At 69.9% G+C, this 15,579-nt stretch carries 15 protein-coding genes and 1 pseudogene; 9 read left to right on the top strand and 7 right to left on the bottom strand.

The genetic code is table 11. From position 1 onward, the window contains the following. The first annotated feature begins 9 nt into the window (after positions 1–9). Genes IEY88_RS28910 through IEY88_RS28900 form a run of 3 tightly spaced genes read left to right on the top strand, consistent with a single transcriptional unit; the run spans position 10 to position 2,539 of the window. Entirely contained in the window at positions 10–1,182 is a 1,173-nt protein-coding gene (locus IEY88_RS28910; protein ID WP_189158029.1) for an MFS transporter, read from the top strand. A gap of 2 nt (positions 1,183–1,184) precedes the next feature. Continuing rightward, positions 1,185–1,808 carry an HAD-IA family hydrolase gene (locus IEY88_RS28905; protein WP_189158028.1) on the top strand — a complete coding sequence of 208 codons (624 nt, stop codon included), beginning with the start codon at positions 1,185–1,187 and terminating at the stop codon, positions 1,806–1,808. 5 nt (positions 1,809–1,813) lie between these two features. Beyond that, the gene (locus tag IEY88_RS28900; RefSeq protein ID WP_189158027.1) at positions 1,814–2,539 is read left to right on the top strand and encodes a 3'(2'),5'-bisphosphate nucleotidase CysQ; all 726 of its coding nucleotides are present in this window, start codon (positions 1,814–1,816) and stop codon (positions 2,537–2,539) included. On the opposite strand, the gene IEY88_RS28895 is transcribed toward IEY88_RS28900, so the two are convergent. Continuing rightward, on the bottom strand, positions 2,536–3,054 hold the full coding sequence (locus IEY88_RS28895) for an SMI1/KNR4 family protein (RefSeq protein ID WP_189158026.1): 519 nt from the start codon (positions 3,052–3,054) through the stop codon (positions 2,536–2,538). The genes IEY88_RS28900 and IEY88_RS28895 overlap by 4 nt on opposite strands. An 85-nt stretch (positions 3,055–3,139) precedes the next feature. Between IEY88_RS28895 and paaZ the strand changes: the two genes are divergently transcribed. Further along, positions 3,140–5,161, top strand: a complete 2,022-nt coding sequence (paaZ, locus tag IEY88_RS28890) for a phenylacetic acid degradation bifunctional protein PaaZ (protein WP_189158025.1) — start codon at positions 3,140–3,142, stop codon at positions 5,159–5,161. On the opposite strand, the gene IEY88_RS28885 is transcribed toward paaZ, so the two are convergent. Continuing rightward, positions 5,158–6,630, bottom strand: coding sequence for an FAD-dependent oxidoreductase (locus IEY88_RS28885; RefSeq protein WP_189158024.1), 1,473 nt, complete (start codon positions 6,628–6,630; stop codon positions 5,158–5,160). The two genes, paaZ and IEY88_RS28885, sit on opposite strands and share 4 nt — an antisense overlap. Before the next feature lie 71 nt (positions 6,631–6,701). On the opposite strand from IEY88_RS28885, the gene IEY88_RS28880 reads away from it, so the two are divergent. From IEY88_RS28880 to IEY88_RS28865, 4 genes are all read left to right on the top strand, one after another. Continuing rightward, positions 6,702–7,964, top strand: a complete 1,263-nt coding sequence (locus IEY88_RS28880) for an NAD(P)/FAD-dependent oxidoreductase (protein WP_229693854.1) — start codon at positions 6,702–6,704, stop codon at positions 7,962–7,964. A gap of 27 nt (positions 7,965–7,991) precedes the next feature. Next, positions 7,992–8,894 carry an SRPBCC family protein gene (locus IEY88_RS44470; RefSeq protein ID WP_229693853.1) on the top strand — a complete coding sequence of 301 codons (903 nt, stop codon included), beginning with the start codon at positions 7,992–7,994 and terminating at the stop codon, positions 8,892–8,894. Positions 8,895–9,023: 129 nt separating this feature from the next. Beyond that, complete coding sequence (locus tag IEY88_RS28870; RefSeq protein WP_189158022.1) at positions 9,024–9,851, top strand: extensin family protein; 828 nt, start codon at positions 9,024–9,026, stop codon at positions 9,849–9,851. A gap of 190 nt (positions 9,852–10,041) precedes the next feature. After that, positions 10,042–10,578 (top strand): hypothetical protein, encoded by a 537-nt coding sequence (locus IEY88_RS28865; protein WP_189158021.1) that lies wholly within the window; start codon positions 10,042–10,044, stop codon positions 10,576–10,578. 80 nt (positions 10,579–10,658) lie between these two features. Here IEY88_RS28865 and IEY88_RS28860 read toward each other — a convergent pair whose 3' ends face one another. The 5 genes and pseudogenes from IEY88_RS28860 to IEY88_RS28840 form a co-directional block, all read right to left on the bottom strand. Further along, on the bottom strand, positions 10,659–11,285 hold the full coding sequence (locus IEY88_RS28860) for a DUF4360 domain-containing protein (RefSeq protein ID WP_189158020.1): 627 nt from the start codon (positions 11,283–11,285) through the stop codon (positions 10,659–10,661). Positions 11,286–11,558: 273 nt separating this feature from the next. Next, positions 11,559–12,071 (bottom strand): ATP-binding protein, encoded by a 513-nt coding sequence (locus tag IEY88_RS28855; protein WP_189158019.1) that lies wholly within the window; start codon positions 12,069–12,071, stop codon positions 11,559–11,561. A gap of 200 nt (positions 12,072–12,271) precedes the next feature. Continuing rightward, positions 12,272–12,493, bottom strand: a pseudogene (locus IEY88_RS45580) (DUF4360 domain-containing protein); the annotation flags it as partial. Positions 12,494–13,033: 540 nt separating this feature from the next. After that, positions 13,034–14,314 (bottom strand): HAMP domain-containing sensor histidine kinase, encoded by a 1,281-nt coding sequence (locus IEY88_RS28845; protein WP_189158018.1) that lies wholly within the window; start codon positions 14,312–14,314, stop codon positions 13,034–13,036. Then, positions 14,311–14,976, bottom strand: coding sequence for a response regulator transcription factor (locus tag IEY88_RS28840; protein ID WP_189158017.1), 666 nt, complete (start codon positions 14,974–14,976; stop codon positions 14,311–14,313). The genes IEY88_RS28845 and IEY88_RS28840 overlap by 4 nt, the downstream gene beginning before the upstream one ends. Before the next feature lie 25 nt (positions 14,977–15,001). On the opposite strand from IEY88_RS28840, the gene IEY88_RS28835 reads away from it, so the two are divergent. Next, positions 15,002–15,559 carry a hypothetical protein gene (locus IEY88_RS28835; RefSeq protein ID WP_189158016.1) on the top strand — a complete coding sequence of 186 codons (558 nt, stop codon included), beginning with the start codon at positions 15,002–15,004 and terminating at the stop codon, positions 15,557–15,559. Positions 15,560–15,579 lie beyond the last annotated feature (20 nt).

The raw sequence follows: 15,579 nt of genomic DNA, 5'->3' as shown, positions 1-15,579 counted from the left end.
GAGGGGGCAATGAAAAGAATTTGGATCTGGGCTTTGTTCAGCGGTGCCTTTGCGGTAGCTTGCACCGAATTCGCCGTCGTCGGCCTGCTTCCCCAGATCGCGCGCGATCTGGGTGTGTCGGAGGCGGCGGCGGGTCAGCTCGTGACGCTGAACGCCGTGGCGTTCGCGATCAGCGCGCCCGTGCTGGCCGCCGTCTGCCACCGGATGGACCGCCGCAAGGTCCTCTTCGGCTGTCTGGCCGTGTTCGCGCTCGGCCACGCCACGGCGGGCCTCGCACCGAACTACGAGGTGCTGCTGGGCTCGCGCATCCTGTCCGGCGCCATGATGGGCCTCTACCTGGCCACGGCGATCGGTGCCGCCGCACGACTGGGCGGAGAGGAACGCCGCGCGTCCTCCATCGCGACGATCCAGGCGGGGGTCAACACCGCCACGGCGCTGGGGGTGCCGGTCAGCACCCTGCTCGGCCACCACATGGGGTGGCGCGTGCCGATGTTCGTGATCGGCGCGCTCGCGTTGCTGTCGCTGGGTTTCATCGCCGCCGTGCTGCCGCCCACCGGCGCCGACGAAGGTCCTCCGCTGAGCGAACGGCTGCGTGCGGTCCGCACGGCCCCGGTCCTCGTCGGACTGGCCGCGATCACCCTGTTCTGGGGAGCCTCGTTCACCGTCTACACCTACCTCGTGCCGTTGCTGGAGCAGCGGGCCGGGATGAGCGGCACCATGGTGATCGTCGTGCTGTTCATCGCCGGCCTCTGCGCCGTCGTCGGCAACGTGATCGGCGGCAAGGGCGCGGACTCCGACTCGCGCAGGACGTTGCTGATCACCGCCGCGATCACGGCCGTGGCACTGCTCGCGGTGCTGCCGCTGTCCACCGACACGCCCCAGACCATCGCGCTGGTGGTCGTGTGGCAGCTCGCGGCCTGGTCGTTCGTTCCCGCCGTGCAGGCGGCGCTCTTCCAGGCGGCCGGCGAGGGCGGTGAGCTCGCCGTGTCGTTCGCCGTGTCGGCGTTCAACATCGGCATCGTCGCGGGCGCCGGTCTCGGCGGCATCGCACTCGACCAGGCGGGGCTGCCCGGCGTCGCGGTGCTGGGCGGTGTGCTCGGCCTCGCCGCGCTCGGCTTCGTGATCCTGCTGGTCCGGTACGTCAAACAGCGCGAACTCGTGACCACCACAGCGAAAGGATGACCATGCGACTGGAATTCGACGCGGTGCTGTTCGACCTCGACGGCACCCTGATCGACTCGACGGCGGCCGTCCGCAGGGCCTGGCACCGCTGGGCCGAGGAAGAAGGTGTCGACCCGGCCCGGCTCGCCGGCACGGAAGGCAAGCCCGCCAAGGACATCGTCGCCGCACTGCTCCCGCCCGACCGCCACGCCCAGGGACTCGCCCACTACCTCCACATCGCCACCCACGACCTCGACGGCGTCGTCGTGCTGCCGGGCGCCTTGGACGCCACCAGTGCCGCGGGTCCGAAGAAGGCCATCGTCACCTCGTCCACACGGGACGTCACGGCCGCCCGCACCGCCGCGGCCGGTCTGCCCGCGACCGACGTCCTCGTCACCGCCGACGACGTGGACCACGGCAAGCCCTCACCCGTGCCGTACCTGAACGCCGCCGAGCAACTGGGCGCGGACCCGCGCCGCTGCCTCGCGGTCGAGGACACCGCGCCCGGTCTCGCCTCCGGCCGCGCGGCGGGCTGCACGACGTTGGGCGTCGGCACGGACCTGGACGCGGACATCGTCGTGCCCGACCTCTCGCACACGCGGTTCGAGGTCGACGGCGACCGCGTCGTCCTCACCGTCGAGGACTGACCACAGTGGACGACCACACTCTCGCGTCCACTCTCGCCTCCGCCGCCCGCGATCTGCTGGCACGCATACGATCCGAGCACGACTCCGGGCCAGAGCTCGGCCGGGAGGGTGACCGTCGCGCCCACCACCTCCTCGTCGAGGAGCTGGCCAGGCAGCGCCCGGACGACGCCGTCCTGTCCGAGGAGGGCGACCCCGTCGCACCGGACGCCCGCTCCGGCCGCCTGTGGATCATCGACCCGCTGGACGGCACCCGCGAGTACTGCGACCGCACACGGGACGACTGGGCCGTTCACGTCGCCCTGACCGACGGTGGAGAACTCACCGCCGGTGCCGTTGCCCTCTCCTCCGGTGAGACGCACAGCACCGCCGCTCCCACGCCGTTGCCCGGGGCTCGTGCGGAACGGCTGCGGGTGGCGGTGAGCCGCAGCCACCGCCCGCCGCTGGTGGACGAGCTGGCCGAGGTGCTGGACGTCGAGCTCGTGCCCATGGGCTCGGCCGGGGTCAAGGCCGTCGCGGTGTGCACCGGCCATGTCGACGCCTACGTGCACGACGGGGGCCAGTACCAGTGGGACAGCGCGGCACCGGTCGCCGTCGCCCGTGCGTGCGGCGCGCACACCTCGCACCTCGACGGGAGTCCCGTGGAGTACCGCTCCGCCGACCCGCGGTCCGAGAACCTGCTGGTGTGCCGCCCGGAGGTGGCGCCGGTGCTGCTCGGCGCGCTGGCCCGCTAGGCGAACGGATACGGCTGGTCGTAGCGGGTCCAGGGGTCGGCCGGCACGTCGTCGCGGAGGCGGGTGACGAGATCGGCGATCATGGCGCGGGGCGACTCCGCCACGACGTGGACGAAGTCACCCGCCTCGATGAAGGCGTTGAACACGCGGAAGTCGGACGCGGGCGTGTGGTCGACCACGAGGAGGCCGCCGCACCCGTCCGAGCCAATGGGCACCCACTCCGGTCGCCACGGCATGTGCGGGTAGATCTCCCTGAACGCCTGCTGCTGGTCCCACGTCCGCGCGGCCGTGTCGACGCTCTCGAACACGCAGGGCGGCGCGATCTCGAACGGGGACGGGACGCGGTGGTCGGTGCCGTCGTGCCACTCCCACAGCGCCACCAGGTCGGGGTGCAGCGGCAGGGGCAGGCGCGTCGTCAGCGGGCTGAGGTCCGTGGTGCCCGGCAACAGCGTCGAGTGCTCGTGAGGAGCCTTCCTCGCGAGCAGTTCGCCGAGCGTGTTGAGCAGAGCCTTCACACCGGCCGACGCTACCCGGCGGCTGATACGTTGCCTGGTGGTCGGGTCGCTGAGGATCCAGCGCCCAGCGAGAAGGGTTGGCTCGATGAGCTTGCTGCGCAGCTACGTGTCGGGTGGGTGGCACACGCCCTCGGTGGAGGGCGCGCCGTTGCACGACGCCGTGACAGGCGAGGAGATCGCGCGGATCTCGTCGGCGGGCGTCGACATGGGGGCGGCGCTGCGCCACGGGCGCGAGGTCGGCGGGCCCGCCTTGCGCGAGCTCACGTTCCACCAGCGCGCTCAGCTGCTCAAGGCCGTCGGGCTCTACCTCAAGGAGCACAAGGCGGAGCTCTACGCGCTGTCCGCTCGTTCGGGTGCGACGAGGTCCGACTCGTGGATCGACATCGACGGCGGCTTCGGCGTGCTGCTCGGGTACGCGTCCAAGGCCAAGCGCGAGCTGCCGAACGACAAGGTCTTCGTCGACGGGCCCGTCGAGCCGCTCGGACGCGGTGGCACGTTCGTCGGCCAGCACATCTGCACGCCGCTGCGGGGCGTCGCGGTGCAGATCAACGCCTACAACTTCCCCATGTGGGGGCCTCTGGAGAAGTTCGCGCCCGCGTTCATCGCCGGTGTGCCCACGCTGATCAAGCCCGCCTCCCAGACGGCGTACGTGACCGAGAAGCTGGTCGAGCTGATGCTCGCCTCCGGTCTGCTGCCCGAGGGCTCGCTGCAGCTGGTCTGCGGGTCGGCGGGCGACCTGCTCGACCACCTGACGCCGCAGGACCTGGTCGGGTTCACCGGGTCCGCGTCCACCGCCCAGCACCTGCGCACGCACCAGGCCGTGATCCGGTCGTCGGTGCGGTTCAACGCCGAGGCCGACTCGCTGAACTGCTCGATCCTCGGGCCGGACGCGGTGGCCGGTACGCCCGAGTTCGACCTGTTCGTCGGGCAGTTGGTCTCCGAGATGACGACCAAGGCCGGGCAGAAGTGCACGGCGATCCGGCGCGCGCTCGTGCCCGAGTCGCTGATGGACGCGGTGGCCGAGGCGACGGCGGCGAAGCTGGGCGAGGTCGTGATCGGCAACCCCGCCGACAAGTCCGTGAAGATGGGCGCGCTGGCCGGACTGGAGCAGCGCGAGGAGGTCCGCCGGTCGCTGAAGGCGTTGCAGGAGAACGCCTCGGTCGTCTACGGCGACGGCGCACTGTCCCTTGTGGACGCGGACGCCGAGCGCGGCGCGTTCATGTCGCCGATGCTGCTCCGCGCCGCCGCCGACGCCGTCCAGCCGCACGAGGTCGAGGCGTTCGGCCCGGTGTCGACGCTGATGCCGTACACCTCCGTGGACGACGTCGTGACGCTGGCCGCGCGCGGTGCCGGTTCGCTGGTCGGCTCGATCGTCTCCGCCGACACGGACTTCGTGCGCGACGTCGTGATCGGCGCGGCGCCGTGGCACGGCAGGCTGCTGGTGCTCGACCGCGAGGACGCCGGCGAGTCGACCGGCCACGGCTCACCGCTGCCGATGCTCGTGCACGGCGGCCCCGGCCGAGCCGGTGGCGGCGAGGAGATGGGCGGCATGCGCGGCGTCATGCACCACATGCAGCGCACGGCCGTGCAGGGCAGTCCGCGCGCGTTGGGCGCCATCACGAACCGCTGGGTCACCGGCGCACCTCGCAATGAAGACGCCGTGCACCCGTTCCGCAAGACGCTGGCCGAACTGCGCCTGGGCGACACGGTCGTGGCGGGCCCGCGCGAGGTGACGCTGGAGGACATCGAGCACTTCGCGTCGTTCACCGGCGACACGTTCTACGCGCACATGGACGAGGAAGCCGCCGCGGCGAACCCGTTCTTCGGCGGCCGCGTCGCGCACGGCTACCTCGTGGTGTCGTTCGCGGCGGGCCTCTTCGTCTCGCCAGAGCCCGGCCCGGTGCTCGCGAACTACGGGCTGGAGAACCTGCGGTTCGTCACGCCCACGTTCCCCGGCGACCGGCTGACGGTGACGCTGACCGTCAAGCAGATCACGCCGCGCGAGGACCAGGAGTACGGCGAGGTCCGCTGGGACTCGGACGTGACGAACCAGAAGGGCGAGTCGGTCGCGAAGTACGACGTGCTCACCCTGGTCGCCAAGCGCTAACGCGCTTCCTTGCGGGGGAGGGGCCGGGTCGCCGGTCCCTCCAGCACCGCGCCGTCCACGTCGAACCGCGACCCGTGGCACGGGCAGTCCCAGCTGCGTTCGGCCGCGTTGAACCGGACCAGGCAGCCGAGGTGCGTGCAGCGCATCGACACGCCGTGCAGCTTGCCGTCGTCGTCGCGGTAGACGCCGGTCTTGCCCAGGCCGTCGCGGATGACGTGGGCCTGACCGGGTTTCAGGTTCTCGCTGGAGGTCGCGTCGGCGGGCACGATCCGGTCGCCGACCATCTCCACCGCCACCTCGGCGTTCTTCTTCACCAGCTGCGGCAACGACTTCAGCGACAGCCGGTGCGGGCTGAACCGGTCCGCCAGCTCGTTCGGCTTGCCCGTCACCAGGTCCGCGAGCAGGGACGCCGCGAACGTGCCGCTGGTCAGGCCCCACTTCATGTACCCGGTGGCGGTGAAGATCGTGGTGCTGCCCGGCGTGTAGCTCCCGATCATCGGCAGGTGGTCGTAGGCCGTCGGGTCCTGCGCCGACCAGCGGTGCGTGATCTCCTCGACCTGCCAGTGCCGCCGCGCGAAGTCCTCCAGCCTGCGGAACGGTTCGACGCCGGGCTTGCCGGTCGGGTGGCTCTGGCCGGCGAGGATCAGCTTGTCCTCGTGCGCCGAGATGGACCACGACGGGCTGCCGGTGCTGATGGCGAGCGCCTGCGTCGGCGCGTGGACGCGGGCCGCGATGCAGTAGGCGCGGGTGAGTTCGAGGCGCGCGAAGTACAGTCCCCGGTCCAGCGTCGGGTAGTGCGTCGCGATCACGATCTTCTCGGCGTCGACGTGACCGTCCGCTGTGGACACGCGGTTGCCGCTCACGTCGAGCACGCGGCTGTGTTCGAACACCGTGCTGCCGTCACCGTCGACCGCGTCGGCGAGGCCTCGCAGGTACTTCACCGGGTGCAGGGCGATCTGGTCGTCGAGCCAGACGGCCGCGTGCACCTCGAACGGCAGGTCGACGTTCTTCGCGTCGCGAACAGGGAGGCCGGCCTGACGTGCCGCGATCAGCTCGTTGTCGACGTCGCGCACCTCGGACTCGGAGTAGGCGTAGGTGACGGCGGGGGAGCGGCGCAGGTCGCAGTCGATGCCCTTCGCCAGCTCGGCCACCTGGGCCACGGCGGCCACGGACGCGGCGGCGTAGTCGGTGGTCGCGGCCAGGCCGTGGGTGCGCCGGATCTGCGAGTACACGGTGGACTGCAGCGCGGTGACCTTGGCGGTGTTGTTGCCGGACACGCCCGACGCCACCTGGTCGGCCTCCAGGACGACGACGCGCAGGCCGCGGCGCTTGAGCAGCAGCGCGGTGGTCAGGCCCGTGATGCCGCCGCCGACCACGGCCACGTCGAAGGTGTGCTCGCCGGTCAGGGACGGGCGAGGGGTCACCGGGAGGGCGGCGAGCCAGAGCGACTGGTCAGCGGTGGTGGTCATCGTGGCGGATACCCGCGATCGGGACGGGTATGCGGCCGGATAGGTTCCGCCGCCAGCGGGTATGCGCAGGCATGAGCAAGCACCGGGTAGTAGTCGTCGGAGGCGGGTTCGGCGGGCTGGGCGTCGTGCGCGGGCTCAAGCGCGCGGACGCGGAGGTCACGTTGATCGACCGCACGAACCACCACCTGTTCCAGCCGTTGCTCTACCAGGTGGCGACGGCGCTGCTGCCCACCGGGGACATCGCGCCGGCGTTCCGGGCGATCCTGCGCAAGCAACGCAACGCGCACGTCCTGCTGGGCGAGGTGACCGGCTTCGACACGGCCGCCAAGCTCGTGCACGTCGACCTCCCCGACGGCCGGTCGCGGCAGGTCGCCTACGACACGCTGGTCGTGGCGGCGGGGTCGCAGGACAGCTACTTCGGCCACGACGAGTGGGTCGAGCACGCGCCGCCGATGAAGACCCTCGAACAGGCCGTGGACCTGCGCTCGAAGCTGCTGCGGGCGTTCGAGACGGCGGTGTCGGCCGAGGACCCGAAGCAGTGGCTGTCGTTCGCCGTCGTGGGGGCGGGACCGACCGGCGTCGAGCTGGCCGGGCAGCTCGCGGACCTCGCGCGGCGGGCGTTGAAGGGGCAGTTCCGGGAGATCGACCCGCGCGACGTCCGCATCACGCTCATGGACGCCGTGCCGCACGTGCTGCCGCCGTTCTCGCCCGAACTGCGCGAGCACGCGCGGGTCAAGCTGGAACGGCTCGGCGTCACCGTGATGACGAGCGCCATGGTCGAGTCCATCGACTCGGAGGGCCTCACCACCAAGGACGGCGACCGGGTCGAGGCCCGGACGATCATCTGGGCGGCGGGGGTGCAGGCCTCACCGCTGGCGCGCCGGCTCGCCGAGGCGACCGGCACCGAGACCGACCGCAAGGGCCGGATCGTGGTGAACCCGGTGGACTGCTCGGTCACCGACGACATCTTCGCCATCGGTGACATGGTCAACCTGAACGACCTGCCGGGCATCGCCGAACCCGCGCTGCAGGAGGGTCACCACGTCGCCCGCGTGATCAAGGCACGGCTGGACGGGCGACGCGCCAAGCCGTTCCGCTACCTCGACCTCGGCACGATGGCGACGATCTCGCCCGGTGACGCCGTCGCGGACATCAAGAAGCTGCGGCTCAAGGGGATCATCGGCAAGGTGGCGTGGGCGGTCGTGCACATCGCGTTCCTCGTCGGGTGGCGCAACCGGGCCGCGGTGCTGACGCAGTGGGCGTGGAACCTCGTCACGGGCCGTCGTGCGCAGCCGATCATCCTCGAGCCGGTGCGCGCGGCGCAACGCCGGTAGAGGTTTGGCCAGGGGTAACCCGGCAGCGTGAACACCGAGCTGCTGGGCATCTACCTCAACGACCACCTGGCCGGGGCGATGGCGAGCACCGAACTCGCCCGCCGCGTGAGCCGCACCCATCCCGAGCTGCGCCTCCTGGCGGACGATGTCGAAGCGGACCGCAAGGAGCTGCTCGACCTCATGCGCGAGACCGGTGTCGAGCCGCGCCCGCACAAGGAGGCGATCGGCTGGCTCACCGAGAAGGCGGGCAGGCTGAAGCTCAACGGCAGGGTGCTCGGCCGTTCACCGCTGAGCGACGTCCTCGAACTGGAGACCCTGCGCGTCGGCGTCGAGGGCAAGATCGCGCTGTGGCGGACGCTGCGCAAGCTCGGCAACTTCGACGACACGCGGCTCGAGCGGCTGCAGGGCCGCGCCGCGAGCCAGGCCGAACTCCTCGACCAGTACCGGCTCCAGCTGGCGCCGCAGACGTTCAACTCACCGCACGTCTCCGGCGTGGACGTCGAACGCACCTTCACCGTCGCCTCCACGCCCGAGGGCGTGATCGAGTACCTGCGCGACTTCTCCCGCGCCGAGCAGTGGGACCCAGGCACCGTCTCGTGCACGCGTCTCGACGACGGCCCGGTCGAGGTCGGTTCGCGCTGGCGCAACGTGTCGCAGTTCCTCGGCCGCAAGACCGAGCTCGTCTACGAGCTGACCCGCGACGACGCGAGCGGGCTGCAGTTCGTGGGGCGCAACGACACCGCCACCTCGACCGACGACATCTCGATCACCCCGGGGGACGCGCCCGGCACGGCCAGGATCGCCTACCACGCGCACGTCGAGTTCAACGGGCTCGCGAAGCTCGGCGCACCGGTCGCGAAGCTCGCGCTGGAGAAACTCGGCAACGACACCGAGAAGAACCTGATCCGCGTGCTCGGCCCCGTGCGGTAAAGACAAAGGAAAACCGCAGGTCAGGCGCGATTCCGCCGTTCGGACCTCATCCCTAGACTCCCTCGGGCCGGTGAGTGAGACAGGCCTTCACCCTGCCGCCCCCGGCTTGGACGCAGAGGGAGTACTGGGGTGTTCGAGAACAACGTCACCAGGCGCGGCTTCGTCACGGGCGCGGCGGCCGTCGCCGGTCTCGCCGGTCTGTCCACCATCGCGCCGGGGCTGGCCGGTGCCGCCCCCACGCCCGCCGACCAGCACACGCCCGCGGAGATCGAGGCCGCCGAGGCCGGCGCGCTGGCGATGATGACGTTCCAGAAGATCGACGGCACGCCCGTCTACTACTGGCGTTCCAACCGCGGCAACACGACCGCGCGCAACTGGCAGGCCACCGACGCGTTCTACAACGCGCTCGTCGCCTGGATCCGCGACCTGCGTTCGCTCTCGTCGAGCTACGGCTCGATCAGCTACATCGTCTCGGCGGGCTTCTACGTCAACAAGGCCGGTCAGCACGGCGCCGGCACCGCGATGGACCTCGACCACGTCCGCTGGTCGGGCGGCAACGTCACCTCGCCCCTCGACCAGCACCACGCCTCGGGCACCGCCGCCCTGCGCAAGCGTTACCTCGCAACGGAAGCAGTGTGCCGCCGCCGCTTCCGCTACGTGCTCGACGGCTGGTACAACGCCGACCACCGCGACCACATCCACGCCGACTTCGGCGGCATGCCGGTCCGCGTGCTCAAGGACTCCGAGGCCGACACGAAGTTCGTCCAGGGCACCTGCAACAACTTCCGCGGCTCCGGCCTCGCGATCGACGGCATCTGGGGCCCCGCCACGACCAGCGCGTTCAACGGCCTCAAGTCGGCGCTCGGCGTGACCGGTGACCCGCACACCAGCACCGCGGTGTGGCAGGGGATGTTGTCGAAGATCGCGACGAAGGGGTTCGCGAACCAGAACATCTGAGTTCGCGGGGAACAACGCGGGAACGGCAAGGCCGGAGCCCATGCCTCCTGGGCTCCGGCCTTGCCGTGCGAGGGCGCCGGCTGCGGATTCAAGTGGACAGATCGTGGACAACCGGCTGTTTTCGGTAACAGCCGGTTGTTGTGCGACAACGAGATCTGATCGCTGAACGCTGTCGTGGAGGACTTCTCGCATGAACCGCCTGGTTTCCGGCGTTGTCGCCGCCCTGCTGCTGATGCCCGTCGCGGCCTGCGGTTCGCCGTCCCCGACGGGCACCGCCACGTCCGCCACCGTCGCCGACCCCACGTCACAAGCCGTGACGCAGCCCGCGCCGCAGACCGCGGGGGAGGTGACCAACGCGCTTGCCGCGAAGATTCCGAGCCTGAAGCTCACCAAGGTCTTCAGTGCTGAGGACGACCCGAACAAGCAGCTCGGCCGCCCGAACGGCTACACGTCGAAGTCCGCGTTCACCGACACCCGGATCGCGGTCGAGGGTGTGGTCGCGGCCACCAAGGAGAACGACACCCTGCGCGGTGGTGGGGTCGAGGTGTTCCCCGACGGAACAGGGGCCAAGGCCCGGATGGACTACATCCAGCAGTTCGGCAAGGAGATGCCGATGCTGGCCGAGTACGACTACGTGATCGGTGGTGTGCTGCTGCGGGTGTCGAAGGAACTGACGCCGACGCAGGCCAAGGAGTACGAAGCCGCGCTCAACGCGATCCTCGGCTGAGATCGGACACGACGAACGGCAAGGCCGGAGCCCATGCCTCCTGGGCTCCGGCCTTGCCGTGCGAGGGCGCGCCTACGTGCCTACTTGGGGCACTTCTTCCAGCTGAAGTGGTAGATGGTCTCGATCGACCCGTCCGTCGAGTCCATCGCCATGAAGCTGGTCTTCTTCGGGTCGGACGTGCCCTTGTCCACCCGCAGCTCGGTGTTGATGTTGAAGTTCCGCTTCGCCCCGCACGGGTGGTAGATGATCGAGGCCACGTCGGTCTTGTGGGTGACCTGCCAGTCGTCGCTCAGCGCGCCGTTCCAGGACTTGGAGCGCTGGTCGTTGTCCGACATGCCCTGGAAGTAGTAGCTCGCCTTCTGCGTGCCCTTCGCTCCCCGCTCGAGGTGGGCGAAACCTCTGTAGTCGGCTTGGGCGATGCCGTAGGTGAATCCGCCGGGGACGTTCACCTTGAGGTTCAGCTGGCAGTTCTTGCGGAAATCGGTCGGTCCCGACTGGGGACCCACCTGCGCCAGGTAGTCGCTGTAGGTGACCGTGAACGCCTTGTTGTCGGGGGAGACGGCGATGGCGGCCGTGCCGGCGCGACAGCCGGAGCCGTTGACCGTGACGACGTCGATGGTGATCTGGCCCGGCGGGGGCGGGTCCGCGGCCGGGGGGACGACGATGGTGGACAGAGCCAGTGCGGCTGCGGCCAGCGTGGAAATCATGCGACACCTTTCCGAACGTGCAGGACAGTTCGGGCGGCGTGGTACGAGACCGTATCGGAAAGGCTGTCGACGAACCTTCCGCCAAGCAGAGCAACATTGAAGGCGGGCGCACCAAAAATAGGGTTCACCACAAGTCGTCGATCGCAGTCCGGAACTGCTGGAAATCGGTTATTTCTGAAGAGCAGAACCTATAGGTGAACTGTCCACCCCTATGAGAGCGCGCACATGACAAAGGCGCATCCGCGGCTGGATGCGCCTTCGTGGTGAAGCGGGTCAGCGCTGGTGGCCGTTGCCCATCGAGCCACCGAGGCCGAACAGGATGCGCTGGATGAGCTCGGGATCGACGTCCGGCTCGTCGCCCAGCGCCTCGGCGGCGGGGGAACGGCGCTTCTCGCGCCGGGGAAGCGGTACGGCGTTCGCGTTCACGCCCGTCGGCAGCTGCATCTCGCACCAGATCAGCTTGATGCCACCGGCGAGTTGCAGCTCGCCCGTGCGCACGTTGGACGAGGTGGGCGGCATGATGAACCTGGCTGCCTCCAGCTCGACGACGAGGTAGTCGCCGCTCAGTCGCAGTCGCAGCGTGATCAGCCGCGACGTCTTGGGGTCCGCCGACTCGACGGCGGCTTCGACCAGCGCGCAAGCGACGGCCGAGCACTCCGCGGTCATGTTGCGCAGCCGCCATTCACCGAGCGTGAAGCGCACGAACAGATCCGCGCAGTTCACCGCGGTGGGCAGCGCGATGAGTGTCAGGTCGTCGACCTGGGCGGTCTGGGCGTTCGCCTGCATGCTGCCTCCGTTTCGCGTCCGGCGCGCGAGTCCGTGACAGTCACCCGAATGGCCGTCACGGTGTGCGGGAATCTACATGGGTATACGCGGGAAGCAATGGGCTGGTTGACTCACCCGTCAAAAGTCACGTGTGGGTCACGAAGAGAACGCCCAGTGCTCACTCTGAGTATAGCGCCGGGCCCACTCCGTGACATTTCGGGTCAGTATCGCTTCCAAGCGAACTGATAGCGGGTCTTGGTGCTCCCGTCCGTGGAATCCATCGACGCGAACGCCGGCTGGTTCGCCGAGTTCGTGAAAGCCCGCACCTCCGTGTTCACGTTCAGGCGTCGGACCGCGCCGCGAGGCGCGAACACGATCTCCGCGACGTCGGTGGATTCGGTGAACTGCCAGTTGTCGCTCGTAGGCGCCGCGATGTCGTGCCGCGCGCGCCTCTGTGCAAGTGCGCGAACCCGCGGTAGTCGTCCTTTGCGATTCGCTGTAGGTCACCGTGAATGCCGTGTTCTCGTCCGAGACGGCCACTGTGGTCGTTCCGGCGGGGTAGTCGGAACCGTGATGAGTCGTCTTTCCCATGTGCGGAACGGCGGCGGCGCGGGAGACGTCATCTTAAATACGCTTGAGTCGCGGACGACCGACCGGACGAACTTAAATATATTTAAAACGGATTAATCGTCTGAACGGTGGATTGGCGGCGATCAGTGGTCGGCTAACTTCATGTCAGATCACAAAAAGCGATCCGAGACCCACTGAATACGCCGGACCCCACACCTGGCGCCGAGAGCCCCGGCAGATCACCTCGTTTCACCGGTGTGGGAAGGCAAGCGCGCACCGCTCATCGGGTTCCTCCCTCCTGCTCGGGACTCGGTGGTGCGGCAGCGGTGCCGCGCAGCCGGCCGGTGCCCGCCGGCGGCGCTGGATCCGTCCCACGGTCCGCGCCGCCGGCGGTGTTCGTCGTTTCCGGCCCCTCAGAGCCTCCGGAGCCTCAATTGCACGCGTGCACCGCCCAACGGCCCGCGGTCGACGTGGAGAGACCCTCCCGTGCCCTGCGCGGCACGGCGGGCGATGTCGAGCCCCAGCCCGGTGGAACCACCACCGCTGGAGCCCCGCTGCACCGCCCGTTCGGTGTCCGCGATGCCGGGACCCGCGTCCTCGACCACCAGAGCCACCAGATCGGCCTGGTGCACCAGCGTCACGGCGAACCGCGTGCCCTCCGGCGTGTAGCGGAAGACGTTGCCCAGCAACGCGTCCAGCGCGGCCGCGAGGTCGGCGCGGGAGAGCGGCACGGGGGCGGGCTTGTCGGCGCCGCGCACCGTCCAGGGGCGTTCCTGGTCGTCGGCGAGCGCGGACCAGAACACCAGCCGGTCGCGCACGACCTCCGCCGCGTCGGCGCCGCTGTCGTCGGGCTGCAGCCCGGAACGGGCCAGCTTGATGATCTCGTCGACCTCCCTCTCGAGGCCCTGGACGGCCTCTCGGACCCGGTCCGCGCCTGGACCCTGCCCGAGGGTGTCCGCGTCCAGGAGAAGGGCCGTGAGAGGGGTCCGGAGGCGGTGCGAGAGGTCGGCGACCACTTCGCGTTCGGCGGCGAGCAGGTGCCGGACGCGCTCGGCCATGGCGTTGAAGGCCTTGCCGACCTCCTCGAACTCGGGTGGCCCCTTCACCGGGACCCGCACCGTGAGGTCGCCCTGGCCCATCCGGCGCGCGCTCTCGGCCAGCGTCCTGGTAGCCCTGACGGCCCGCGCGCCGAGGCGGTCGGCGACCAGCACCGACCCGGCGACCAGGCCGGCCGCGACGCCCGCCAGCACCCACCAGGTGCCGACGACGCCGCGGGTGAGCTGCTCGTGGGGCACGAACGCCTCGACGATCACGATCCCGTTCTCGCTGGTGGCCAGCGGTTGCAGGTAGGCCACGCCGTCCGGCCGCTCGACCGTGGACGCGGTCGCGAACCGTTGCGCGTCCTCCAGGTCCGCCGCGGTGATGTGCGAGTAGCCGTACGTGCCGACCGGGGTGCTGACGTGCACGGCCAGCCGTTGCTGGGCGCCGTACCGGGTGCTCCTGATCGCCTGGCGGATCTCCGGCGCCTTGCGGGTGATCAGCAACGCCGGGGTCATCGCGTTGGCCTGCTTCTCGGCCTCGCTCAGGGCACGGGTGTACGCGGAGTTCTTCACGATGATCGCCAGCGGGATGAGGAACGCCAGCGCCACCATGCTGGTCGCCGCGAGAGCGACCAGCACCAGTGAACGCCTCATCTGGGGTCGACCAGACGCACGCCGACCCCTCGCACCGTGTGCAGATAACGGGGCTGCGCGGCCCGTTCACCGAGCTTGCGGCGCAGCCAGGACAGGTGGACGTCGAGCGTCTGGTCGTCGCGGTGCGACGGCCAGAGGTTCGCCAGGATCTCCGCTCGCGGCACCACTTCCCCCTGCCGTGCCGCGAGGAAGGAGAGCAGCTCGAACTCCTTGTGCGTCAGGGAGAGCTCCTGACCGTCCACAGAGGCCCTGCGCAGGTCGACGTTGATCTCCAGGCCGCCGATGACGAGCTGCTTGCTGTCGCGCGCACGCCGCAGCACCGCCTGCAGGCGGGCCTCGAGGTGCTCGCTGGAGAAGGGTTTGACGAGGTAGTCGTCCGCGCCCGCGTTGAGCAGCCGGACGATCCCGGCCTCGTCGTCGCGGGCGGTCGCGATGACCACCGGGGTGTTCGTGACGCCCCGGATCATCCGCAGCGCGTCACCGCCGTCGAGGTCGGGGAGCCCGAGATCGAGCACCACGACGTCGTAGCTGTTCGCGGTGACTTCGCGCAAAGCCTCGATCGCGAGCGCGACACCGTGCACGATGTGGCCCTGACCGGTGAGGGCGCGCGTGACCGCCGCCCGCACCACCGGGTCGTCTTCGACCAGCAGTACTGATGCCATGAGCCGCTACAGGAGGGTTGCCGCAGTGAGACGGTCCGTCGGATACCTGGTCGCCTGGGCGGTGGTGACCGCGGTCGCCGTCGGCCTGTCGTGGTTCGGCATCCGGTGGGCGATGGAACCCGCACCGGTGGCCGCCGTGGGGTCCACGACGAGCTCGGCCGTGCTGCCGATGCCGACCATCACGACGCTCACCGTGCCCTCTCCCGGGCCCGGTGCCTCCGCCGGCACTCCGCCGCCGCCTGTCACGCCTTCTTCCACCAGGCCTCCTGTGGTCACGACATCTGTTCCGGCTCCTCCCAGTAGTACGGATGCGCGTCCCTCCTCGGCTCAATCTCCGCAGGGGGAATGGCAACCGGACGGCTCGTACGTCCACGCGTTCACCCTGCGCGGCGGGGACGTGGTCGTCCGCTACCGGCCGCAGGGGGTGCAGGCGCTGTCGGCCACGCCCGCGGACGGGTACTCGGTGTCGGTGGAGCAGCCCGGCGGGCCGCTGGTGGTGAACTTCCGCAACGCCGCCGGCCGGTTGTCCAGGCTGGAAGCCACCTGGAACAACGGGCCGACGGCGAAGGTGATCGAGCAATGAGCGCCGTGGCCTGGAAGCAC

The organism is Lentzea pudingi (assembly GCF_014646255.1).
GTDB lineage: Bacteria > Actinomycetota > Actinomycetes > Mycobacteriales > Pseudonocardiaceae > Lentzea > Lentzea pudingi.
Note: the sequence above shows the minus strand (reverse complement) of the source record. Positions and strands in the feature narration are given on the sequence as shown.